Below are 24084 nucleotides of genomic sequence, written 5' to 3' on the forward strand. Positions count from 1 at the left end.
CCTTTTTGCTTCCTCGGCCTGGCGGAGTTATGGAAAAGTATGTGCTTTCTTCATGAAAGCGCACGGATTCCCTCTCACGCCTTCCATCCGAGTTTTGTCCGCCACCATCGCGGCCATTTCCGCAGCGTCAGCGGCGACGGGGGATCTCGATCCTTCCTACCTTCATCCTGCGGGTCCGAACGGGACCATCAACCCGATGGCAGCCACCACGGGTGGGAGGACTTTGATGGTTTCGGGCAACGTGTTCCGGGTCGATCATCGTGGTGCGCGGGATCCGGCGTTCAGGAAGGACATTTACGCTTCCTTCCCACGGATCGCGACCTTGAAGGACGGAGCGATTCTGGTGAATGCAGGGGTGGGGCACGCCCTTGCCCCGAAGCGTCTGCTCCGGCTGAACACGGATGGAGGCGAGCCTTTCGCCTTCCCGACCGAATCCGGATTCACGGTCCATAGCTTCGTTGAGCGGCCGGACGGCAGATTGCTGGTCAGCGGGCAGGTGATCCAGGGCGGTGCGACCGTCCATATGCTCAGGCGTTATATGGGCGATGGTGCCCTGGATCCCACGTTCTCTGCCACGAGCAATGGCGCCTGCCGTTCGATCTTCATCCAGTCCGACGGGAAGATCCTCGTCGGCGGGGAATTCACGACGGTGGGCGGGCAGCCGCGGAAGAACCTTGCGAGGTTGCTGCCGGATGGGGCTCTGGACAGCTCATTCACCGCAAACTGTGATGGCGGACGAGTGGAGTGGATCCTGCAGGACCAGGGGGGCGGCATCCTCGTCGGCGGGGCTTTCACGAGTGTGAACGGGAGTGGCACCAGCGGCCTGGTGAGGCTGCTCGCGGACGGTTCGCCCGATCCCGCCTATCCCAGTTCCCCGGGCAACTTCCGGAGAGCCTACGATGCGCAGTTGCAGGCGGATGGCAAGCTGGTGGTCCATGGCGGCAACGAGCTGGGCGCGCGTCTTTACCGGGTGGATGCCTCCGGCTTCGTCGATCCCACACTTTCCTGGGGCACGGTCACCCACATGGAGGCGGGAGTTTCCCTGCAGGATGATGGCTCCGTCCTGCTAACCGGATCAGTCGAAGACGGCGGCAAATTCGTGCCATTCACCCATCGGTTCCTCAATGATCCCGGCTCCTCCTCACTGGATGCCGGTCCTGGTGGTTCGCTGGAATGGACGCGGACGGGATCCCTGCCTGCCGTCCACCAGGTCACCTTTGAGACCCGTCCGTCCGGTGGCTCCTGGGGCGCGCCGGTCCCCGCGGTGTGGACCGGCGGGAAATGGCGGTTCAACGGAGTGCTGCCGGAAAACGGGGCCGTCCGCGCCCGTGGTGGGACCCTCCATTCGAAAGGCTCATCCATCGTGGAGGAGGTTCTCAACCTCGGCACCGCCGGTCCTGATGTCTCCCTGGCGCTGGCGAACAACACCACGCTTCCGGAGGGTCTGCCATTCCGGTTTCCCAACAGCCTTCCTGGTGCATCGCGTGAAGTGGCGTTCAAGATCAGGAATCTGGGTGACGGGGGGATGACCGGCATCTTCGCCACCATCACCGGGCAGGATGCCGCCTCTTTCACCGTGTCCTACGCCCCACCCAGGGAGCTGGGTCCGCAGGAGGACGGGACGCTGTACGTGACTTTCGGTGGAGGGGCTGCGGGATTGAAATCGGCCGTGCTCACCGTTTTCTCCGATGATCCGGACACCCCTTCCTATCAGATCCCGATCTCCGCGGAGAATACCACCGGATTGTCCCCGGTGTTCATCACGCCGGAGGACGTCGCCCACAAGCAGTCCGCGGCGTTCGATGGCAGCGCCTACACCTTCGGCAGCCTGACGCTCGGTTTCGCCCCGCAGCCGGGGACACAGTTGCTGGTGGTGGATGGAGGGAGCGCCCTGGCCGCGCCTTTCGCGGATCTGCCGGACGGTGCGCCGGTCTCCGCGGAGTACGGGGGTGTCACCTATCAGTTCCGGTTGGGATACCGCCATGGCGACTCTTCGCAGGACATCGTCCTCACGCTGGTGGGGGAAGGGACATTGCAGGAGACCCTCACTACCGAGGGAACGTCCGGGATACTCCCTTTCCTGGCGAGGGATACGGATGGCAGCCTGGTCATCTCGAACTACGTCGCGGGGACCTATCGATTGGAAAGATGGCGGCCTGACGGTGTGAAAGACCCCTCCTTCAGCGGAGCGGTGGCTTCCGGACGGGAGGTCGTCATCCAGCGGGACGGGAGGATTCTGGCGGGAAATGCAAGGTTCCACCGGGATGGTGCTCCGGACCTGACATTCCAGCCGGCCATGTGGGTCGTGAGACCGCTCGCGGTCCAGGCGGACGGACGGATACTGGCCGTCACCTCCTCCTCCCAATCCAGCAGCAACCGTTTCCTCAAACGGCTGCTGCCGGATGGTTCCGAGGATGCCACCTTCGTTTCCGACTATGATTCTGATGCGAAGCAGGCGCATGTCCTGCCGGACGGAAGCATCCTGATCTGTGCCTCCGATCTCGAGAAACTCTCCCCGACCGGCGCGCTGATCACGTCTTTCCCCTCCTCAGCCGCATCGTCATTCGCGGTGCAGCCGGACGGCAGGATCTTTCTGGTGAGGAATCCCGGATCCAGCACCTCGTTCCAGGAACCTCTTGTCCGGCTGAATGCGGATGGCACCGCCGATGGATCGTTCAGCCTGCTCTCCCGGGGAGGTGTATCCGCCTGCGTGTTGCAGTCGGATGGGAGGATTCTGATCGGCGGAAACTTCACGCTTCTCAACGGCGTTCCGCGCATGCGTGCAGCCCGGCTGTTCCCGGATGGAAGTCTGGATCCCTCCTTCCGCTGTGAGCTGGACAGCAACCCATCCGGGATGTCGCTGGGAGAGGGCGGTTCGATGTTCATCAGCGGCAGCTTCAGCCGCGTGAACGGGATCGGCGCGGGACGGCTGGTGAAGGTCTCCATGGGAACGGCGGAGTCCTCCGTGGAAGCCGTCGGCCAGCAACTGCGGTGGCTCCGCTCCGGGGTGTCTCCGGAACTCCACTCCGTCTCCGCCCAGATGAAGCAGCACGGTGTGACGGGCTGGACGGCGGTGGGAAATGCGGAGCGGATCACCGGGGGGTGGGTTGTCGCGGGTATCCCGTTCCAGGAAAACACGCTCTACCGGATGGTGGGTGCCACAACGGAGGGGGCATCCTCCGGCTTGCACCACGCACTGCTGCCGCGTGGTGAGGTTGCTCCTTCACTGCGCATCCGCAGCGCCACCACCGAACTCGTCTCCGGCGGAACGATCGACTTCGGATCCTCCCTCACCGGGCTTTCGGAGGTGCGGAACCTGGCGCTGCGGAATGACGGCCTGGCCGTCTTGTCGTCCATCACCACCTCCATCACCGGAGCGGATGCGGCGGATTTCACGGTGTCCGTGCCACCCGCATCTTCCATCGAGCCCGGCTCCGAGATGGGTGCCGCCGTCCGGTTCACACCGGCCACGACGGGAAGCAAAACGGCCACACTGCGGGTGATGAGCAATGATCCGGCGGTGCCGGTCCATGAATACACGCTCACCGGGGTGGGCAGGACGGATTTTTCCCCCCACTTCGGGGAGGTATCCCATGTCCCGCTGACGGTGGATTCCTTCGATGCCGCCGGGCTATCCGTGGGGACCTTCACCCTCGGGTTCGCGCCGCAGCCGGGTGCGGTGCTCATGGGCATCCGGGTCACCGGCACCGCCTCCATCAGCGGCTCCCTGCTGGGGCTGCCGGACCACTCCGCGGTGACCGCCACTTTCAACGGCGTGACCTATCTGTTCCATGCCAACTACCGTGGGGGGGATGGGAATGATCTGGTCTTCGTCCTGGATGGCCCGCATGTCGCGGACCATGCGTTCGCTCCGGTGCTGAATGAACGTCCGAACTCCATCGCGCTGCAGGATGACGGGAGAATCATCATCTCCGGTGCGTTCACCTCGGTGGGTGGCAACAGTGTGGGCGGCCTGATGAGGTTGATGCCGGACGGCACGCCGGACCCCACCTTCACCGTCACCGGGACGGGTGCGGAAAGCATGGCGGTCCAACCGGACGGCAAGGTGCTGGTGGCATGCGACGTGACAGCGCCCGGCGGAGTCCAGCGCCTCCGGCTGGCGAGGCTGAACAGGGACGGGAGCCTGGACCTTTCCTTCCAGGCGGACATCGAGGGCGTGGTGAACCGCATCTGCCTCCTGCGCAGCGGCAAGGTGCTCGTCGGCGGTGCTTTCACGAAGGTGGATGGCGTGGACCGCCGCAGCGTCGCCATCGTGAACCAGGACGGCACCCTGGATCCGTCGTTCACCGCGGATCTGGCGGGCGCGGGATCCGCCATCTATTCGTTGGCGGAGCAGGCGGACGGCAAGTTGCTGCTCGGCGGCTCATACACCAGCGTCAACGGCTTCTCCGTCGCCCATATCTCCAGGGTCGGTGCGGACGGACAGGCGGACCAGACGTTCAACCCCCGCATGTTCACCCAGGGAGGCGGCACTTCCAGCATCGCGGTGCAGCCGGACGGGAAGATCGTGATCGGTGGATTCATCGCCCAGATCAGAGGGGTTTCGAAGCGCTACCTGGCGAGACTCAATGCGGATGGCAGCCTGGACACCTCATTCAACGCGGAAGGTGACAATCCGTCGACCTGCCTGCGCATCCAGGCGGATGGGAAGATCATGGTGTCGGGGCTTTTCAGCACCATGAACGGAGTGGCCCGGCCGGGCATTGCACGGCTTCATCCGGACGGCACGCTGGATGAAACCTTCAACCCGAGGGTGATGAGGGCGGGGTCCTCCGCGCCAACCGTCCACACCATGTTGATGACCGCGAATGGCAGTTTGCTCGTTGGCGGGAACTTCGATCATGTGGACCACCGCGGCGGTGCGAACTTCGCGAGGCTGGGCAGGCAGGGAATTGTATCAGAGATCGAGCTCACCGGTGGGGACACCATCCGCTGGAATACCGGCGGTGCGCTGACAGAGATGCACTCCACCACCTTTGAGCTGTCCACCGACATGGGCGTGTCCTGGGCGAGCCTCGGCGCGGGTAGCAGGGTGGCCGGGGGCTGGAGCCTCGGCGGACTGTCGCTCCCTCCCTCCGGACAGATTCGGGCGCGGGGTGTGCAGATCCTCACCAACCGGGCCGCATCGTCCGACACGACGAAGGTCATTGCATTCCCTCCCTCCGCCATCAGCCCGCTCCAGTCCTGGCGTGACGAACATTTCGACGATGCCTTCGACGGCTCCGTGGACCTGCTGGACTCCGATCATGATGGGGTGAAGAACCTCGTGGAGTTCGCCCTCGGGCTGCCGCCGCATGCGGACAGTTCCGGCATGCTGCCGCCGTGGACCCGGTCCGGGGGACACCACGTCATGGGCTTCACCCGCCCTGCCGGTGCGGCGGGCATCACCTACTCCGCCGAGTGGTCGGAGACGATGCGTGAGGACGACTGGCACCCGGCGGAGGACCTGAGCGTGGGGGATGCAAAGTCATTCCGCGTGCCGGTGGGCACGGAGGAACGGAAGTTCTTCCGCCTGAAGGTGGCGAATCCGTAAGATCCGGCGACGGGAGGGGGTATGTGGGCACGATGAAAACCCACAGCCTCTTCTGTCTGGCCGCCATGTGCGCGGCAACGGTCTGCCCTGCCACCGCCGCATTCTCCGTGAAGGACGCCCCGGCGGAGGGTCGCCTGGACATCCTGGAGGACGGCAGGCTGGTGGGCCGCTACATGTATGGCCGCGACAAGTCGTCGAAGAACCTCGATTTCGACACGGCGAAGACCTACCTCCACGTGTTCGACGCGGAGGGGAAGGAAACGATCACGAAGGGACCCGGCGGGGAACTGCCGCACCACCGCGGCATCTTCATCGGCTGGAACAAGCTGACGGTCGGTGGAAAGGCGGACGACCTGTGGCACATGAAAGGCAGCGAGCAACTGCACCAGAAGTTCGTCGATGAGAAGGTGGACGACACCAGCGCCAGCATCACCTCGCTGGTGACGTGGAAAGGGAAATCCGGAGCCACGTTGTTGGAGGAACGCCGCACGATGACGTTCCGCAAGGCACCCGCCCCGGCGTATCTGCTGGTGGACTTCACCTCCACGCTCACGGCGACCGCCGGTGAGGCGAAGCTGGAGGGCGACCCGGAGCACGCGGGCCTCCAGTTCCGCCCGGCGAATGAGGTGGACCGTGGAAAGACCCGCTTCCTTTTCCCGAAGGCGGAGGCCGTGCCGCTGAAGGACCTGGACTACCCGTGGGTGGTGGAGTCCTACGTCCTGCGCGGGAAGACCTACAACGTCGCTTTCCTGAACCATCCGGAGAACCCCACGGGCACGCGCTTCTCCGCCTACCGCGACTACGGACGGTTCGGTGCGTTCTACAAGACGGCGGTGCCGAAGGAATCCCCGCTCACCCTGAAGGTCCGCTTCGTGGTGGGCGAGGGCCAGCTCCCCGAGGCGGCCTGGATCCAGGAGCAGGCGAATGCCTTCACCGGAAAGTCCGATCCGGTGCCGCCGACGACGCTGAAGGAATCCAAGGCGAAGTCCGCGCCCGCGCCGAAGAAGTGAGGATGGAGCGCGGACTTCAGTCCGCCCCGGAGAATCGGATCTTTGCGAAGCCAGGCGGACTGAAGTCCGCGCTCCGCTTTGGGCTGTAGCGGCGAGGCTGTGCCACGACGGCGGGGAGAGCAGACCTTCCTCCCTGCGCGGCTGCACGGGGGGAGAACATGGAACAAACCGCGCGAGGTCATCAGGAAACCGGAATCGCGGGATGATGGAGATCCATCCAGCCGGAATGGCGCAGCCATTCCGCTACGCCCCGTTGGCATGACTGGGACCGCGGGATTCATCCCGCCCCGGAGAATCCGGTCTTTGCGAAGCCAGGCGGACTGAAGCCCGCGCTCCGTTTTGCGCGACGGGTGAGCGGAATTGCGTGAGATGATCGGGCGAATCTGCCGCCGCGCGGGACATGATATGGAATCAATCTTGTTTCCCAACGAAGCTGGATCTTGGCCCGTTGTATGCTATCCATGGAACGCGCCGTGGAGTTATTCGCATTGAACCACTTGCCACCACGGCGGGTTCCCGAACATGAAGCGTCTGCGTGTCCTCAAACTCGGCTGGGAATTTCCACCCCTGATCAACGGCGGCCTTGGTGTCGCCTGCCTGGGGTTATCGAAGGCGCTTTCAAAGCACGTTGACCTGACGGTGATCGTGCCGAAGGCCGCGCCGGACGCCTCCTTCGACGGCTTCGACCTGCGGGGGCTGAACCAGCTTTCGATCGACCAGCTCAAGACGGTGGAGGGGAAATACCGCTACGAGAGCTTCGCCCAGGTGCGCAACGTGCCGATCTTCCTGGACCCCTACTCGACGGAGGAACAGACGGCCGCCGTGCTCGACCGGACGCCGGGCGGTGAGATCACGTTTTCAGAGACCACGCGCCATCAGCTCGACTCCTTCAAGCTCGGCGAGCTTTACGGACCGGACCTGGGCAACAAGGTGGTGGAGTTCTCCAAGGTGGCGGCGAAGCTCGCGCTGCTGGAGGATTTCGACGTCATCCACGCGCATGACTGGATGACTTTCCTGGCCGGGGTGGAGGTGAAGAAAGCCACCGGAAAGCCGCTGGTGGTGCATCTCCACGCGTCCCAGTATGACCGCGCCGGTGCGGATGCGCGCGGGTGGATCTACGACATCGAGAAATACGGCATGGAGCAGGCGGACCGGGTCATCCCCGTCAGCGGATATACGGGGGACATCGTAGTCGGGCACTATGGCATCGACCCCGCGAAGGTCCGGCCGGTCCACAACGGGGCGGATCCGGTGGATGTCTTCATCACGAAGAAGAAGTTTCCTGAAAAGCTGGTGCTGTTCCTGGGCCGCCTGACTGCCCAGAAGGGGCCGGAGTTCTTCCTGGAGATCGCGACGAAGGTGCTGGAGAAAAACCGCGACGTCCGCTTCGTGGTCGCGGGCACGGGGGAGAAGCTCAGGCCGCTGATCGAGACCGGCGCCTTCCGCGGGCTCGGCGGGCACTTCCATTTCACCGGCTTCCTGAACAAGGAAAAGGTCAACGACCTGCTGTCCATGACGGACGTCTATTGCATGCCGTCCGTGTCGGAGCCGTTCGGTCTGTCCGCGCTGGAAGCCGCGCAGTTCGGCATCCCCGCGGTGATCTCGAAGCAATCCGGCGTGGCGGAGGTGCTCCGGGGTGCGCTGGTCGCGGACTTCTGGGACGTGGAACTGATGGCGAAACACATCAACGACCTGCTCACCGATGACGGGATGCGGGAGCGCGTGGTGGAGCAGGCGAAGCAGGACATCGCCGCGTCCACCTGGGACGCCGCCGCCGCGAAGGTGGTCGACATTTACCGGGAGATCACGACCTGACCTGATGAGAGGGATCTTCCAGAAGAATCTTCCGCCGGGCACGCGCAACCGGCGCCCAACCGAAAACCATGCCTGACGTCTGCCTTTATTTCCAGGTCCACCAGCCGAACCGGTTGGTCCCGTATGACTTTTTCCGCATCGGGGAACACGCGCTGTATGAGGATGACGGACTGAACGCCGCCATCCTGAACAAAGTCGCGGAGAAGTGCTATCTCCCGGCGAACCGCATGTTCAAGAAGCTCATCGAGGAAAGCGAAGGACGCTTCCGCATGGCCATGTCGATCAGCGGCACGGTCATCGAGCAATTGGAACAGTACCGCCCGGACGTGCTGGAGTCCTTCCAGGAACTGGTGGCGACGGGCGGGGTGGAGATCCTCGCGGAGACGTATTATCATTCGCTGTCGTTCGTTCACTCGAACCGGGAGTTCGAGCGGCAGGTGGAGATGCACCTGGACAAGATCGGCGACGTGTTCGCGGTCAGGCCGCGCGTTTTCCGGAACACGGAGCTGATCTACAACAACGCCATCGCCGCGAAGGTGGAGACCATGGGCTTCGACGGCGTGATCGCGGAAGGAGTGGAGTGGACGCTCAACGGGCAGTCGCCGAATTTCCTCTACCGCGCGCCCACCACCGCGCGGGTGAAGACGCTGCTCCGCAATACGGGCCTGTCGGATGACCTGGGCTTCCGCTTTTCCGACAAGAGCTGGAAGGACTACCCGCTGACGCCGGAGACGTTCGCCCGCTGGGTGGTGGAATCGCCGGGGGATGTGGTGAACCTGTTCCTGGACTATGAGTCCATCGGCGAGCACCAGTGGGAGGAGACCGGTATCTTCGACTTCTGGGAAAAGCTGCCGGAGGCCATCATCGAGGCGGGCGCGCAGTTCGTCACGCCGATGGAGGCGGTGGAGTTCTACCGCGCATCGCGTGAGTATGACTGCCACTTCATCACCTCATGGGCGGATGCGGAACGGGATCTCTCCGCCTGGATGGGGAACATCCTGCAGCAGGAAGCCATCGCGAAAGTGCACCGCCTGGAGCAGGAGATCCTGGCGGTGAAGGATCCGGACCTCACCCACACCTGGGCGAAGATGCAGACGTCCGACCACTTCTACTGGATGTCCACGAAGGGCGGCACCGACGGAAACGTCCATTCGTATTTCAGCCCGTATACCGGGCCATACGATGCCTACATCTACTTCATGAACGTGCTGGCGGACCTCCAGATCCGCCTGCGCAGGGCACAGGAGAAGATGGGCATGCGTTCGATCCCGAAGCCGCTGTGATGGGGTGGGATGGAGCGCGGACTTCAGTCCGTCCCGTAGAATCCTGCCATGCGAAGCCAAGCGGACTGAAGTCCGCGCTCCGTTCATCCCTCGTGAAGGGGGCGCTGCCGACCTTCTCCATAGCCTCTTCCCGCACCTTCCGCCCGCCCATCTGCTGTAGCGGAATGGCTGCGCCATTCCGGCTGGGTGGATGGCACCTGCCTACGCGGGTTCTTCCCGGGTCCCGTCCCCACTCAGGCGACATCATGGGATGGTGGCGGATTTCCCCAGCCGTCGTGGCGCAGCCACGCCGCTACATCGGAGCGTAGCGGAATGGCTGCGCCATTCCGGCTGGGTGGATGGCACCTGCCTACGCGGGTTCCTCCCGGTTGGCGGTTCTCCGCTTGATCGACATCATGGGATGTTGGCGGATTCCCCCAGCCGTCGTGGCGCAGCCACGCCGCTACTCCATGGGTGACACTACTTCTTCCACGTCGTGGTGACGGGGTGCGCATAGTCCTGCCAGAGCTGCTCGATGAGCTTCGCGTCCGCCCCACCATCCGAGACGATGAAGCGGTAGCGGGCCTTGTAGGTTTCGCCCGGCTTGATGGACATGCCTTCCTTCGTCTGCGGCGCGAAGCTGATGAACGGTTCGTTCGGATGGATGCGGACCGGCTGCGGCGAGCGGAAATTTTCAGGATGGGAAAGGATGGTGAGTGTGGCGGTTCCGCCTTCCACGGCGCCGGTCATGCTGATCCACCGCGCGGGCTGGCTGTTCGCCTTGTTGCGGTCGGTCAGATTTTCCGAGGTGATGAACGTCGCCTTGTCCTTGCCGTTCCATTCCTCCCTCCCACGAATGCCCAGGCCGCCGTAGTGGTAGATGGGCAGCTCCAGGGTTTTGCCATCCAGCGTGACCTGCTCCGCTTCCAGGTCGATCACGTTGTAGGTGACCGCCGGACGGTACACGGAGACGGTCCACTTTTCGTCCAGCACATCCACGGGTGAGCCGGAGGTGAGATCGGTGTAGGTCTGGTGGGAGATGATCGCTGCTTGGTCGCGGTTGGTCCGGGTCTCCGCATACCGGCTGAAGTCCACCCGGCCCTTGCCCTGGCCCATGTTCCAGAAATCGGTTTCGCGGCCATCCACGGCGGCCTTCGTCCACGCCATCCAGATTCCATGGTGGTGCAGGTGGTTGAGGGCGTAGTCATCCGTCACCGCCTTTCCGGACGGCGTGAACAGGGGATGGAGGTAGCCGCCACGGAGGAAGCGTGGATCAAGGTCCGGGCGCGGGTTGGTTCTCGCCTCGTCCTGGAAGCCGGCGATGACCTTGCCGCCGGAGACAAAGTCCTGGCGGGAACCGTCACGGCGGAGTTCCACCACCCGCTCCGGCATGCCGGGATTCTTCTCCGGTGTGAGCAGCAGCTTCGTCCCCGCAGGCATCGGTGGCGCGATGAATCCCGCCTTGCCCGAGTGGGTTTTGAAAAGCGGCAGGATCACGCCATCCGTCATTTTCAGCGCGTCCGCTCCGCCCATGGCATCCCCGGGGTCGAATGTGACGATACTGTGATCCCGCGCGAGCGCACCCGCATCGATCTCAAGCTGGACCCCCGCCGAAGGCAGGATGGTGAGGGAAATGGCGGCCGCGATGGCGATGCTGGGACGGGGTTTCATTTCCGTCACTGGAAGCGATTCCACCGGTGCGGGTCAACAGGGAAGCGTTGCGGGGGTTGCGGGCTGGCGTGAATGTTGCTAGGAGTCCGGCATGGGATCGCACGCTCAGGATCAAGGTGTCAGCAGGGGAGGTGAGGCATGAATCTGAATGACCGGGAGGAGGTGCTGGACACGCATTTCAAGGCGCTGAAGGTGAACCTGGACCCACGGTGGTACGGGACCTTCGCGGAGATCGGCGCGGGGCAGGAGGTGGTGCGGTGGTTTTTCCGCGTGGGGGGCGCCGCCGGCACGGTGGCGAAAAGCATGTCCGCCTATGACATGGTGGTCAGTGACGCCATTTATGGCGGCAGCGAGCGCTATGTCTCGAAAGGCCGCGTGCAGGCGATGCTGGACCTGGAGTTCGGCCTGAACCTGGAACGCCTGAGCGAGAAGCGCGGCGACACGACGGCTTTCTTCGCCTTTGCGGACACGGTGGTGGCCCGCAGCTTCAAGGGCGGCAACGAATGCCACGGCTGGATGGGGGTGAAGTTCCAGTCCCGGCCGAATGACGAGCCGAGCCAGATCCTCATCCACGTGCGGATGCTCGATACGGAGGCCGCGCTGCAGCAGGAGGCCCTGGGCGTGGTGGGCGTGAACCTGCTCTACGGTGCGTTTTTCCTCCACCATGAGCCGGAGAAACTGGTGGAAAGCCTGCTCGACCAACTGACCACCGGAAGGATCGAGATCGACGTCATCGAGTTCCGCGGCATCGAATTCCGTGCGGTGGACAACCGCCTCATCGCGCTGAAGCTCGTGCAACTTGGCCTCAGCGGCGCCGCCATGTTCGACCCCAGCGGCCAGGTGCTGCAACCGTCGGAGGTGCTCTACAAGAAGGCCGTGCTGGTGGAGCGCGGCAGCTTCCGCCCACCGACGAACGTGAACGTGGACATGCTGCAGTGCGCGCTGGAGAAGTTCAGCAAGGAACCGCAGGTGGTGGGAAAAACGATCCTGCCCATCTATGAACTGACCATGCGCAACCTGCTGGCGGGCGGCGATGACGTGGACCGCCGGGATTTCCTCGCCCGTGCCGACCTGCTGGCCGCCTGCGGGATGACGGTCCTCATTTCAGACTACTTCGAATACTACCGCCTCGCCGCCTACCTGGCGTGGCGGACGAAGGAACGCATCGGCATCGTCATGGGGGTTCCCAGCATGATGGAGCTGTTCGAGGAGAAATACTACACCCAGCTCCCCGGCGGCATTCTGGAATCCTTCGGCAGGTTGTTCAAAAACGAGCTGAAGCTCTACGTCTATCCGCTGTTCGACCAGATGGCGGGGAAACTGACCACCGTGGAGGATCTCCTGGTGGCTCCGGAGCTGAGGAAACTCTACGGCTACCTCCAGGACCGCGGCAGCTTCGTCGCGCTGGACAACTACAAGGAGGAATACCTCAAGATTTTCTCCCGTGACGTGCTGAAGAAAATCGCCAACGGGGATGACGAATGGGAAACCATGGTCCCGGTGGAAGTCGCCGCGATGATCAAGCGGCGCGGATTCTTCAGCTACAAGCCTTGAGCTTTGCCACGGGATGGGGATGCTCGGCGCATGAACCGGAGGGATTTTCCATGGATCGTCGTCGGGATGCTGTTCGCGGGCGGCGCGCTCGCGGATGAGGTGGCCTTTGTCCGTGCGGAGCCTTCGGCCTCCATCCAGTCCGGAGTGGTGGCGGAGGCCAGCGGGCTGGCGGTTTCATCCCGGGCTGGCGGTTTCATGTGGATCATCAATGACAGCGGCGCGCAGGCGGACCTGCACCTGTTCGGGAGGGATGGCGTGGACCATGGCCAGGTGAGGGTGGAGGGTGCGGTGAATGTGGATTGGGAGGACCTCTCGTCGTTCGAGCTGGATGGGAAGCCCTACCTGCTCATCGCGGACAGCGGGGACAACCTGTCCCGGCGGAATGACTGCGTGCTGTATGTGGTGGAGGAGCCCGCCTTGCCGGCGGCCGGGGAAAAGCTCTCCGGAACCGTGAAGGTGGCGTGGAAGATCCCGTTCAGCTTTGAGGACGGGCCGCGCGATTGCGAGTCCGTCGCGGTGGATGCGCGGGTGGGGAAGATCATCCTCGTCAGCAAGCGCACGAAGCCGCCCGTGGTGTATGAGCTGCCGCTGCGCCCGCAGGATGGCACCGTGGTGGCGAAGCGGCTGGGGGAAACCACGGTGGCTCCGCCAAAGGGCGTGCCGATGCTTCCCTACATCGCCCAGCCGACCGGGATGGACCTGACGCGTGATGGATCCGCTGGAGTGCTGGTCAGCTACTACGGCGTGTTCCTTTTCCCCCGGACCGGAAAGGAAAGCTGGGGTGAAGCTTTTGCGAAGCTGCCCGTCTTTCTCGGCCCGCACGGCATGGCCCAGGCGGAGTCCGTCGGATTTTCAAAGGACGGGAAGACCCTGACGCTGTTGTCCGAGCGGGGGGACAAGCGGATCGTGGTCTTCTCCAGATAGCCCGCCTGGAACCTCTCAAGGACGGCGGATCCTCCTCCGGCGCAGCAATCCCGCCAGGCTGATTCCGGCAAGAAGTGCGGTGGAAGGTTCCGGAACCGGGACGATCTGGACGAGATTGAGAAAGCCCCTCGCCGAACTGGCGGATGCGATGTTGAGTGCCTGGACGCCGTCCAGAACCACGGTGAATTTCACATAGTGGGAGTCCTCCACCCATGCCGTCGGAGCGGTGTTTCCGTTGTAGGACAGGGTCTTGGTGGCATAGCCCGAGTAGTCGAAGTTGGCTCCCGCCGTCCCCGCGCCCGCATGGAAATTCAGGGAATAGATTCCGTTGCTCGAGGTGTTCCGTCCGGCGACATAGACCTCATAGGTTCCTGCCGGCAGGCCTGCGACCTGGATGCCGGTTGCGGTGTTGCTGGTGAGGTGGAAAATGCCATCGCGCCCCGGAGCGCCCGACTCGTAGATGTGTCCGCCACCTGAAAACTGCGCTCCGAGAGCGTTTGCACGGCTCGGTTGGACGGCCAGATCGAGGGTGGTCGAGCTGGTGGTGTCAGCCGTCGTGCCGATGTTCACCGTCACGCCGGTGGCGTTGGTGTTGTCGGACCACTTGAACGGACCGGCGGGGTCGGCGGCCGGTTCGGAAGGCCCCGCCTTGTTCCATGTGGTTCCGGTGCCTGGTGTCACTGTATGCAGCGGACTGTTTGATGGCAGCGTTGCGTCCGTCGGCCCGAAATCCAGCATGAACGCGGCCGCTCCGGCTTCGGAGGTCAGCACGGCGGCGGACAGGAGGTAGATCAGGGGGGCTTTCATAGCGGCTTTCATGCTTTTATACCCCCTCCGGAGTGTCAAGGAAAACACCGGGCGATGCCCCAAGATGCGGATTCACTCCAGATTCACCCAGGTGGCTCCCCAGGAGCCTGCATCCGCTTCCGCGGGATATTGGTAGGAGACCACGCCGGGGATCTTCGGCAGCAGGCGGTGGACCGTTTCACGGAGGGTGCCGGTGCCTTTGCCATGGATGACGCGGATGCGGGAGATCCCGCGCGCGCGGCATTCGTGGAAATACTCCGGCAGCAGATCCTTGATCTCGGATGGCCGGAAGGTGTGCAGGTCCAGCTCCGGGGTGATGGGGATTTCGATGGGATCTTCCTCGTCCATGGCGTTCAACTCGGGTCTCTTTGAGCAAGTCCGGGTCTTATGATCATGCTGCATTTTCAACCACGGATTACACGGATTGCCTTCCAAAGGAATCCCATTGCCCCCGAATCCGTGTAATCCGTGCAATCCGTGGTTCAGAAATGCCGGTCAGTCCTGATACTTGCTCCAACCTCAAAGACATTGGCCGGGTGCGACACTCAATCACTGGCACCTTCGAGAATGCCACGCTGTTCGACGATGATGGAGTCGTCCGGCATGAGGACGAGGTTCTTGTGCTCAGGCTTTCGGAAATCGAGCGCGGTGGTCTTGCCGTTCCGGATCAGGCGGATGTTGCGGCTGCCAAATTCATTCCGGTCGCCTGCGGCCTGGATGGCATGGAGCAGCGTCATGTTCTGGCGGAAGGCGACCGGACCGGAACGCCGGACCTGACCGCCGACACTGACCATCGCCATGTCCCCCTTCTGATCCGCGCCGCGGACGATCTCCACGTCGATGGCGGGCGTCTGATAAACCCCGGCCGCGATGTAGGCGCGCTCCGCCGCCGAGGCGATCTGTTCCGGCTCCATGCCGGACACGGGCAGGCGCGTCTTCAGGAAAGGCAGGCGCAGGCCCCCGGCACCCACGCGGTAGGCCCCGTTGACTTTCTCCTGCTCCACGGCGGGGATGCCGCGGACGGTGACCTGGACGGAGTCGCCTTCCTTCACTCCGGCGTGGAGCAGGGAGGACGCGAGCGGGAGGAGGCAGGCGAGGTATCGTGTTTTCATGGTGGAATCCCTTAAATCCCATTCACTTTGTATTGCAAAGTAAAAAGGGAAAGAAAAAGCCGGATGGTCTCCCACCCGGCTTTCCCAGATATCTCAGCGAACGGGCGCTGGAAGGGATGGCTTAGAAGCCGCCCATTCCGCCCATGCCGCCGCCGTGGTCGTGACCGTGGCCACCACCCGCGGCTTCCTTCTCAGGAAGGTCGGTGATGAGAGCTTCGGTGGTGAGCAGGAGGCCGGCGATGGACGCGGCGTTCTGCAGGGCGGAGCGGGTCACCTTGGTAGGATCGACCACGCCGGAAGCGATGAGGTCTTCATACTTGTCGGTGGCGACGTTGTAGCCGTGACCTTCCTTGTTGGTCTTGACGTTGGAGACGATCAGCGCGCCTTCGCGGCCTGCGTTGGCGGCGAGCTGGCGGAGAGGAGCCTCCACGGCACGGGCGATGATGCCTGCGCCGGTGAGTTCGTCACCTTCCAGTGGCAGGTCGCCGACGGCGGCCTGCGCACGGATGAGGGCGGTGCCACCGCCAGGAACGATGCCTTCCTCGACGGCCGCACGGGTCGCGTGGAGGGCGTCTTCGACGCGGGCTTTCTTCTCCTTCATCTCGGTCTCGGTGGCGGCACCGACGTTGATGACGGCCACACCGCCTGCGAGCTTGGCGAGGCGCTCCTGGAGCTTCTCGCGGTCGTAGTCGCTGGTGGTGTCTTCGATCTGCTTGCGGATCTGGTTCACGCGGCCGGTGATGCCGTCGGAAGAACCGCCGCCTTCAACGATGACGGTGTTCTCCTTGCTGATGACGACGCGCTTGGCTTCGCCGAGGTCGCTGAGCTCGACGGACTCCAGCTTGATGCCGAGGTCTTCCGTGATCACGCGGCCACCGGTGAGGACGGCGATGTCTTCCAGCATGGCCTTGCGGCGGTCGCCGAAGCCAGGAGCCTTGACGGCGGCGATGTTGAGGATGCCGCGGAGCTTGTTGACGACGAGGGTCGCGAGGGCTTCGCCTTCGACGTCTTCGGCGATGATGAGCAGCGGCCGGCCGGTCTTGGCGACCTTCTCAAGGAGGGGAAGCATGTCCTTCAGGGAGGAGATCTTCTTCTCGTTGATGAGGATGTAGGCGCTCTCGAGGAGGGCTTCCATGGACTCAGGGTTGGTCACGAAATAAGGGGACAGGTAGCCCTTGTCGAACTGCATGCCTTCGACCACGTCGAGGGTGGTCTCGATGCCCTTGGCTTCTTCCACGGTGATGGTGCCGTCCTTGCCGACCTTGTCCATCGCTTCGGCGATGATGTTGCCGATCTCGGTGTCCCAGTTGGCGGAAACGGTGGCGACCTGTGCGATTTCCTTGGTGTCGGAGACAGCCTTGGAGATCTGCTTGAGCTGGGCGACGATGGCCTCGGTGGCCTTCTGGATGCCGCGCTGCAGGGAGATCGGGTTGGCACCGGCGGTCACGTTGCGGAGGCCTTCCTTGTAGATGGCTTCGGCGAGCACGGTCGCGGTGGTGGTGCCGTCACCGGCGATGTCGGAGGTCTTGCTGGAAACCTCACGGATGAGCTGGGCGCCCATGTTCTCGTAAGGGCACTCAAGCTCGATTTCCTTGGCGACGGAGACGCCGTCCTTGGTGATCGTCGGGGAGCCGAATTTCTTGTCGAGGATGACGTTGCGGCCGGCTGGTCCGAGGGTTGCCTTCACGGCACGGGCGAGTTTCTCGACACCGCGGAGAAGGGCCTGGCGGGCTGCTTCGTCGAATTGGAGTTGTTTGGCCATAATGAGAGTTTGCTAGTTGCTAGTGTTCAGTTTTCAGAATTGATCAGGCGACGATTCCGAGGATGTCGTTTTCGGAGATGATGAGGACTTCCTGTCCGTCGAGCTTCACTTCGGTGCCGCCGTATTTGGAGATGAGGACCTTGTCGCCGACTTTCACGGTGAACTCGATGAGCTTGCCGTCTTCGTCGCGGCCGCCGGTGCCGAGGCTGAGGACTTCAGCTTCCTGCGGCTTCTCTTTGGCGGTGTCCGGAAGGACGATGCCACCGGCGCTGATGGCGTCGGCTTCGATGCGCTTGACGAGGACGCGTTGTCCAAGGGGTTTGATGTTGGCCATAATGGTCTGTGTATTCTGGTTTGGTTTGTTGTGAGAAGCCACGCCGCGCTTGCGGCGTGGAAAGTGTTCAGGGATCAACGGCCTCCGATGCCGCTTCGAGGGCGGACAGCCATTCGTCGAGTTCGTGGTTCAGTTGATCGGTGAGAAATTGGAGCCATGTCGCGGAGTCGCCTTCATCGGCGGCCTCCAGGGCTTTGTAGTAGTTCTGGCGGAGTTCGGTGGGGATGGAAACTGGAGGATAACCGGCGGCCAGCAAGATGAAATTCATCGCCAGCCGGGCGGTCCTGCCGTTGCCGTCCGTGAACGGGTGGATACGGGCGATGCCGTGGTGAAGTTTCGCGGCGCGTTCGATTGGATCGGAAATCGCGGCGGTCTCCGCGAAAAGTTCTTCCATCAGGTCCGGAACCTTCACGGGGTTTGGCGGGACGATCTTCGCACCCGCGATGCGGACGGAGGATGACCGGTAGGAACCCGCGTGCTGGTCCTCCACGCTGGTCAGCACGATGCGGTGGAGATCGAGCAGATCGCGCTCACTGAGAATCGCGTCCGGTTGGGCGAGTGCCTTCACCTGTTCCCACGCCTTCATCAGGTTCACCGCTTCCAGATGATCCTTCAGCGGCTTTCCTGAAACGGTGACGCCCTTGGAAAGGACGATCTCCGTTTCGCGGAGCGTGAGTGTGTTGCCCTCGATGGAGTTCGACTCATATACCATCCGCACATCGAACGCCGCGGCCAGGCTGGCGACCGACTCCGGAGAGAGCGGTCGCAGCGCGGCGAGGCGTTGATGTTTGTTTGTCAGCGACATCAGACAATAAGCTGAATCAGTAGCTGGGTATAGAGGAGCCGAGGGGAATCAATCCACCACCTCTGCGTCGACGACCTTACCTTTTGCTTGTTTCGGCTCGTTGGAGGCCGGCTCGTCACCGGCGGGTTCGACGTCCGGTTGGGCTGCGCCCGCGCCTGCCTGTTGAGCGGCTTGGGAGAGGGCTTGCAGGGAACCTTCGAGGTCGGCGACGGCGGAGTTGATGCGGTCGAGGTCGTCGCTGGAGATCGCGTCCTTCACGGCCTGGACCTTGCCTTCGAGCATGGACTTGAGTTCGGCGGGGGCGTTGTCGCCCAGTTCACCGAGCTGCTTCTCGACCTGGAAGACGAGGTTGTCCGCCTTGTTCTTGGCATCGACTTTCTCGACGCGCTTGCGGTCTTCCTCGGCGTAGGCTTCGGCGTCCTGCTTGGCCTTCTCGATCTCGTCCTTGGAGAGGCCGGAGGATCCCTGGATGGAGATCTTCTGCTCCTTGCCGGACTGCTTGTCCTTCGCGGAAACGTGGAGGATGCCGTTGGAGTCGATGTCGAAGGTCACCTCGATCTGCGGCTCACCGCGGCGTGCCGGGGCGATGCCGTCGAGCTTGAAGTTGCCGAGCTTCTTGTTGTCCGCGAACATCTTCCGTTCGCCCTGGCAGATCTGGATGTCCACGGCGGGCTGGTTGTCAGCGGCGGTGGAGAACACCTGCGAGGTCTTCTTCGGGATGGTCGTGTTGCGCTCGATCATCGCGGTGGCGATGCCGCCCATGGTCTCGATGGAGAGGGTGAGCGGGGTGACGTCGAGAAGGAGGACGTCCTTCACGTCACCGCGGAGCACGCCGCCTTGGATGGAGGCGCCGATGGCGACGACCTCGTCCGGGTTCACGCCTTGGTGCGGGGTCTGGCCGGCCAGCTCGCGGGCGGTTTCCACCACCTTCGGCATGCGGGTCATACCACCGACGAGGACCAGCTCATCGATGTCGCTGGCGGAAACACCGGCTTCCTTGAGGCAGTCGCGGACGGGCTTCTTGGTGCGCTCGAACAGGCTGTCGGTCAGTTGCTCCAGCTTTGACCGGGTGAGGCTGAGCTGGATGTGCTTCGGACCGGTGGCGTCCGCCGTGATGAACGGCAGGTTGATGTCGTAGGACTGGCTGGAGGAAAGGGCGATCTTCGCCTTCTCCGCCTCTTCCTTGATCCGTTGCAGTGCGTCCGGCTGGCCGGAAAGGTCGATGCCCTGGTCCTTTTTGAACTCACCGGCGATCCAGGAGATCAGGGTGTTGTCCCAGTCGTCACCGCCGAGCTGGGTGTCACCGTCCGTGGCGAGCACCTCGAAGACGCCTTCGCTGATCTCAAGGACGGAAATGTCGAACGTGCCACCGCCGAGGTCATACACGGCGATCTTCTCGTCGGCCTTCTTGTCCAGACCGTAGGCGAGCGCGGCTGCGGTCGGCTCGTTGATGATGCGGAGAACTTCCAGACCGGCGATTTCACCGGCGGCCTTGGTGGCGTTCCGCTGGGAGTCGTTGAAATAGGCGGGCACGGTGATGACGGCCTGCTTGATGGACTCGCCCAGCTTCGCTTCGGCGTCGGCCTTCAGCTTGCCGAGGACCATGGCGGCGATTTCCTGCGGGGAGTAGGTCTTCTTCTCGCCGTTCACTTCCACCTGGATGTGGGCGTCGCCGTTGGCAGCCGCGACGATGGCGTAGGGCATGCGCTTGTCCGCTTCGGTCAGCTCGTTGAACTTGCGGCCGATCAGGCGCTTGGCGGAGAAGATGGTGTTCTTCGGGTTGGTGACGGCCTGGCGCTTGGCGGCCTGGCCGACGAGACGTTCGCCGTTCTTCGCGAAGGCGACGACGGAAGGGGTGGTGCGTGCGCCCTCGGAGTTCTCCAGCACGGTTGGCTCACCGCCATCCATGACGGCCATACACGAGTTGGTGGTTCCGAGGTCGATTCCGAGAATTTTTGACATAAGTGGGTTCCTTTCGATTGGTCCCGTACACAGGCACGGGTGAATGATGATGCCAGCCTTTCGCAGGGCGCATGCCACGGGTGTTTCGAGTGATTTAACTCGTTGGAATCCAGAAAGAAATTTGGATAATGTGGTGCGTCATTCCCTAACAGAAATGGCCGATTCGCGCCAAAGTGACACAGTGAGGGTGGGCGCTTTGTCACGGCGGACGGGTTGTCCCACCAGTGTCCGGAGGGGTAAGCAAGCGCGTTTCCAATTTCAAATCTTGTAACCGGGGCGGCGGGGTATTTAGAATGTCCGGACGTTGATGCGAGCCGAACCTTTCCGATGGATTGCCCGCGGAGAACCGTTTCACACCATCGGGAGCGGTTCTTCCGCTGAATTTCCCGCGATCCTCGAGCATCTGATCCTCCAACGGGGATTGCCCGTCGGGGATCGCCTGGAAAGTTTTCTCCGCCCCCGGTTGGCGGACCTCGCGGACCCGTTCCTTATTCCCGGCATGCGCGCCGCGGTGGAGCGCATTCTGCTGGCGGTGGACCGTGGGGAGCGGGTGTGCATTTTCGGCGACTATGACGTGGATGGCGTGACCTCCATCGCCATCATGCGGCGCATCCTCCGCAGCTACGGTCTGGAGCCGCGGCATTTCATCCCGCGCCGGGGATCGGAGGGCTACGGGCTGAACCGTGCGGCGCTGGAGCGCTGTATGAAAGAGGGGCCGAAGCCGGACCTCCTCATCGCGGTGGACTGTGGGACCGTCTCCGTCCAGGAAGTCGCGGAACTGAATGAGAAAGGCGTGGATGTGGTCATCGTGGACCACCATGAACCCGCCGAGGAGTTGCCCGCCGCGGTGGCGGTGGTGAACCCGAAGCGCGGTGACGATTTCACCTACCTCTGCGCCGCCGGTGTCGCTTTCAAGGTGGGCCACGCGTTGCTGAAGACGCGGCAGGTGCCGCTGGATCTCAAGGAACTGCTGGACCTGGTGGCGGTCGCCACCATCGCCGACATCGTGCCGATGGTCGGGGAAAACCGGCTGCTGGTGCGCCACGGCCTGCGCCACCTGCCCGGCACGCTGAATCCCGGGCTGCGCGCGCTACAGGAAGTGACGGGCATGAACGGCCACGCCACCTCCATGGACGTCGGCTTCCGCATCGGTCCCCGGCTGAACGCCGCCGGGCGGATGGATGTGCCGGAGGACGCGCTGGAAACCCTCATCACCGACTGCCGCAGGCTGGCCATGGACCTGGCGCTGAAGCTGGATGACTACAACCGTGCCCGGCAGGAGCATGAGAACCTCATCCGCAGGCAGGCGCTGGAACAGCTCCAGCGTGACTTCGTTCCGAACCGGGACCCGGTCATCGTGATCGGCTCGCGGGAGTGGCATCCGGGGGTCGTCGGTATCGTCGCATCGCGGCTGATGCGGCAATACCACAAGCCGACCTTCGTCATCGCCATCGACGGCGACGGCATCGGAAAAGGCTCCGGCCGCAGCATCGAGGGGGTGTCCCTCGTCGAGGCCATCCGTGCCTGTGGTGACGATCTTCTGGCAGGCGGCGGCCATGCGATGGCGGCCGGTCTTTCCATCGAGGAAGCGCGGCTTCCTTCCTTCCGCGACCGCTTCGCCGACTACGTCCGGCGGAACACGAACGAGGAACAACTGCGGCCGACCCTCTACTATGATGCGGAGATCAGCTTCGGCCAGCTCTGCCTGGAGTTCATGGACAGCTATGACCTGCTCCAGCCCTTCGGCAACGGGAACCCGCAGCCGGTTTTCATCTCACGGGGCATCTCGCTCAGCCGCCCGCCGGTGCGGATGAAAAACCAGCACCTCCGTTTCATGCTCCGCCAGGGCTACCATGAGCAGGATGCCGTGTTCTTCGGCGGGGGGGAAAAGGCGCTGCCGGACCCGCCGTGGGATGTGGCGTTCACCATCGACCGCAATACGTTCCGCGGCAGGACGACGCTCCAGTTGATCGTCCAGGATGTGCGTGGAGCCGTGCCCGCTTGACCGATAAGCGGCGGGAATCGGTCGAAAAGAGGCAAACGCCGCCGTGCCGCATGGTGTATTGATGGGCCATGAGCATGACCGACCGGAGAAACTTCATCAAGGCGACCGCCGCCGCTTCCGCCGCCTTCACCTTCCTGCCGCGCCATGCGTCCGGCGCGCCGCGCAAGCTGGGACCGGATGACAAGGTGAACGTGGCCATCATCGGCACCGGCGGCCAGGGCCGCTCGGACATGCGCCAACTCCTGAAGCTGGATGACGTGCGCATCATCGCCATCGCGGACCCCGCGGAATCCTTCAGCCTGGATGCCTTTTACTACAAGGGGGTGGCCGGGCGGCTGCCGGTGAAGAAAGAGATCGAGGCCCACTACCAGAAAAAGGACCCGGCGTTCCGCTGCGCGGACTACGTGGATTTCCGCGAGATGCTGGCAAAGGAGAAGGACATCGACGCCGTGCTGGTCGCCACGCCGGACCACCTGCACGCCTATGTTTCCGCCTACGCCATGCGCGCGGGCAAGCACGTCTATTGCCAGAAGCCGCTCACCCATAACATCTGGGAGGCCCGCCACGTGGCGAAGGTGGCCAAGGAAACCGGTGTGGCCACCCAGCTCGGCAGCCAGGGCCACTCATCCGACGGCACCCGCGAAACCATCGAGCTGATCCAGGACGGAGCCATCGGCGCCATCCGTGAAGTCCACGCGTGGGCAGGCACCGGCAGGTGGAACCCGGGCATGAAAGGCGCGCCGCAGGGCGGTGCTGCGGTGCCCGCCGGGCTGAACTGGGACCTGTGGCTGGGACCGCGCGAGGAGCGTCCGTTCGATCTCGCGTATTTCCCGGTGGCCTGGCGTGATTTTTGGGAGTTCGGCACCGTGGGCCTGGGAGACATCGGCTGCCATGATCTCAACAGCGCGGTGCGCGCGCTGGATCTGCAGCTTCCTTCCAGGATCGAAGGCTCCGGCGCGGGCGGCATGAACGCCGACATCGGGCCGTATGGCTCGATCGTGAATTTCGAGTTCGATGCGAAGGGCGACCGCCCACCGGTGAAGCTCACCTGGTATGACGGCGGCCTCATGCCGGCGACCCACCCGCTGATGGAGGGCGTGAAGCTGCCGGGCCGGGGCTGCGTCTATATCGGGGAGAAGGGCGTCATCTGGGCTGCGGGAAATGGCGGTCCGCCGAATCTCATTCTGGCGGAAAAAGGCGCCACCCATCCGAAGCCCGCGGCCCGCATCAAGCGGCTGCCCGGCGGCCACTACAGCAACTGGATCGACGCGTGCAAGGGCACGGAGGAAGCCTACAGCCCGTTCGGCTTCGGCGCGCATCTCACGGAGATCATCCTGCTCGGTGTGCTCTCCCTGCGCATGCAGAAGACCATCCATTGGGACGCGGCGGAGATGAAAGCCAAGGGCCTGCCGGAAGCGGACAAGTTCATCCGCGAAAGCATCCGCAAGGGCTGGGAGATCGTCTGATGGGAGCAAATGTGGCTGCTGCGTCCCGCAGCAGGCCGTGG

16 protein-coding genes are annotated in these 24084 nt (G+C 63.5%); 8 read left to right on the forward strand and 8 right to left on the reverse strand.

The window, feature by feature from the left end:
- Positions 1-94: 94 nt before the first annotated feature.
- From OVA24_RS06495 to OVA24_RS06510, 4 genes are all read left to right on the forward strand, one after another.
- Positions 95-5554, forward strand: coding sequence for a delta-60 repeat-containing protein (locus OVA24_RS06495; protein WP_267674382.1), 5460 nt, complete (start codon positions 95-97; stop codon positions 5552-5554).
- 32 nt (positions 5555-5586) lie between these two features.
- The gene (locus OVA24_RS06500) at positions 5587-6564 is read left to right on the forward strand and encodes a DUF6807 family protein (RefSeq protein ID WP_267674383.1); all 978 of its coding nucleotides are present in this window, start codon (positions 5587-5589) and stop codon (positions 6562-6564) included.
- 522 nt (positions 6565-7086) lie between these two features.
- Positions 7087-8379, forward strand: coding sequence for a glycosyltransferase (locus tag OVA24_RS06505; RefSeq protein ID WP_267674384.1), 1293 nt, complete (start codon positions 7087-7089; stop codon positions 8377-8379).
- A 68-nt stretch (positions 8380-8447) separates the two neighbouring features.
- Positions 8448-9662: a glycoside hydrolase family 57 protein gene (locus OVA24_RS06510; protein ID WP_267674385.1), complete on the forward strand. Its 1215-nt coding sequence runs from the start codon at positions 8448-8450 to the stop codon at positions 9660-9662.
- 459 nt (positions 9663-10121) lie between these two features.
- Here the strand turns inward: OVA24_RS06510 and OVA24_RS06515 are convergent, their stop codons facing one another.
- Positions 10122-11312 carry a DUF6807 domain-containing protein gene (locus tag OVA24_RS06515; protein WP_267674386.1) on the reverse strand — a complete coding sequence of 397 codons (1191 nt, stop codon included), beginning with the start codon at positions 11310-11312 and terminating at the stop codon, positions 10122-10124.
- Between the two features lie 138 nt (positions 11313-11450).
- Between OVA24_RS06515 and OVA24_RS06520 the strand changes: the two genes are divergently transcribed.
- Together OVA24_RS06520 and OVA24_RS06525 are read left to right on the forward strand one after the other, a co-directional pair.
- A complete protein-coding gene (locus tag OVA24_RS06520) occupies positions 11451-12866 on the forward strand; it encodes a TonB-dependent receptor (RefSeq protein WP_267674387.1) in 1416 nt (471 codons plus the stop codon).
- A gap of 30 nt (positions 12867-12896) precedes the next feature.
- Entirely contained in the window at positions 12897-13790 is an 894-nt protein-coding gene (locus OVA24_RS06525) for a hypothetical protein (RefSeq protein ID WP_267674388.1), read from the forward strand.
- 15 nt (positions 13791-13805) lie between these two features.
- Here the strand turns inward: OVA24_RS06525 and OVA24_RS06530 are convergent, their stop codons facing one another.
- The 7 genes from OVA24_RS06530 to dnaK form a co-directional block, all read right to left on the reverse strand.
- Complete coding sequence (locus OVA24_RS06530) at positions 13806-14597, reverse strand: PEP-CTERM sorting domain-containing protein (RefSeq protein WP_267674389.1); 792 nt, start codon at positions 14595-14597, stop codon at positions 13806-13808.
- Positions 14598-14669: 72 nt separating this feature from the next.
- Complete coding sequence (locus OVA24_RS06535; protein WP_267674390.1) at positions 14670-14945, reverse strand: Smr/MutS family protein; 276 nt, start codon at positions 14943-14945, stop codon at positions 14670-14672.
- Between the two features lie 197 nt (positions 14946-15142).
- On the reverse strand, positions 15143-15709 hold the full coding sequence (locus OVA24_RS06540) for a polysaccharide biosynthesis/export family protein (RefSeq protein WP_267674391.1): 567 nt from the start codon (positions 15707-15709) through the stop codon (positions 15143-15145).
- 121 nt (positions 15710-15830) lie between these two features.
- Positions 15831-17474 carry a chaperonin GroEL gene (gene groL / locus OVA24_RS06545; RefSeq protein ID WP_267675275.1) on the reverse strand — a complete coding sequence of 548 codons (1644 nt, stop codon included), beginning with the start codon at positions 17472-17474 and terminating at the stop codon, positions 15831-15833.
- Between the two features lie 40 nt (positions 17475-17514).
- Positions 17515-17805 (reverse strand): co-chaperone GroES, encoded by a 291-nt coding sequence (locus OVA24_RS06550; RefSeq protein ID WP_267674392.1) that lies wholly within the window; start codon positions 17803-17805, stop codon positions 17515-17517.
- Positions 17806-17872: 67 nt separating this feature from the next.
- Positions 17873-18610 carry a Fic family protein gene (locus OVA24_RS06555; RefSeq protein ID WP_267674393.1) on the reverse strand — a complete coding sequence of 246 codons (738 nt, stop codon included), beginning with the start codon at positions 18608-18610 and terminating at the stop codon, positions 17873-17875.
- A gap of 48 nt (positions 18611-18658) precedes the next feature.
- The gene (gene dnaK, locus OVA24_RS06560) at positions 18659-20572 is read right to left on the reverse strand and encodes a molecular chaperone DnaK (protein WP_267674394.1); all 1914 of its coding nucleotides are present in this window, start codon (positions 20570-20572) and stop codon (positions 18659-18661) included.
- Between the two features lie 307 nt (positions 20573-20879).
- On the opposite strand from dnaK, the gene recJ reads away from it, so the two are divergent.
- Positions 20880-22577: a single-stranded-DNA-specific exonuclease RecJ gene (gene recJ, locus OVA24_RS06565; RefSeq protein ID WP_267674395.1), complete on the forward strand. Its 1698-nt coding sequence runs from the start codon at positions 20880-20882 to the stop codon at positions 22575-22577.
- 68 nt (positions 22578-22645) lie between these two features.
- A complete protein-coding gene (locus OVA24_RS06570; RefSeq protein ID WP_267674396.1) occupies positions 22646-24043 on the forward strand; it encodes a Gfo/Idh/MocA family protein in 1398 nt (465 codons plus the stop codon).
- The last annotated feature ends 41 nt before the right edge of the window (positions 24044-24084 follow it).

Origin of the sequence: Luteolibacter sp. SL250 (assembly GCF_026625605.1) — a bacterium.
Classification (GTDB): domain Bacteria; phylum Verrucomicrobiota; class Verrucomicrobiia; order Verrucomicrobiales; family Akkermansiaceae; genus Luteolibacter.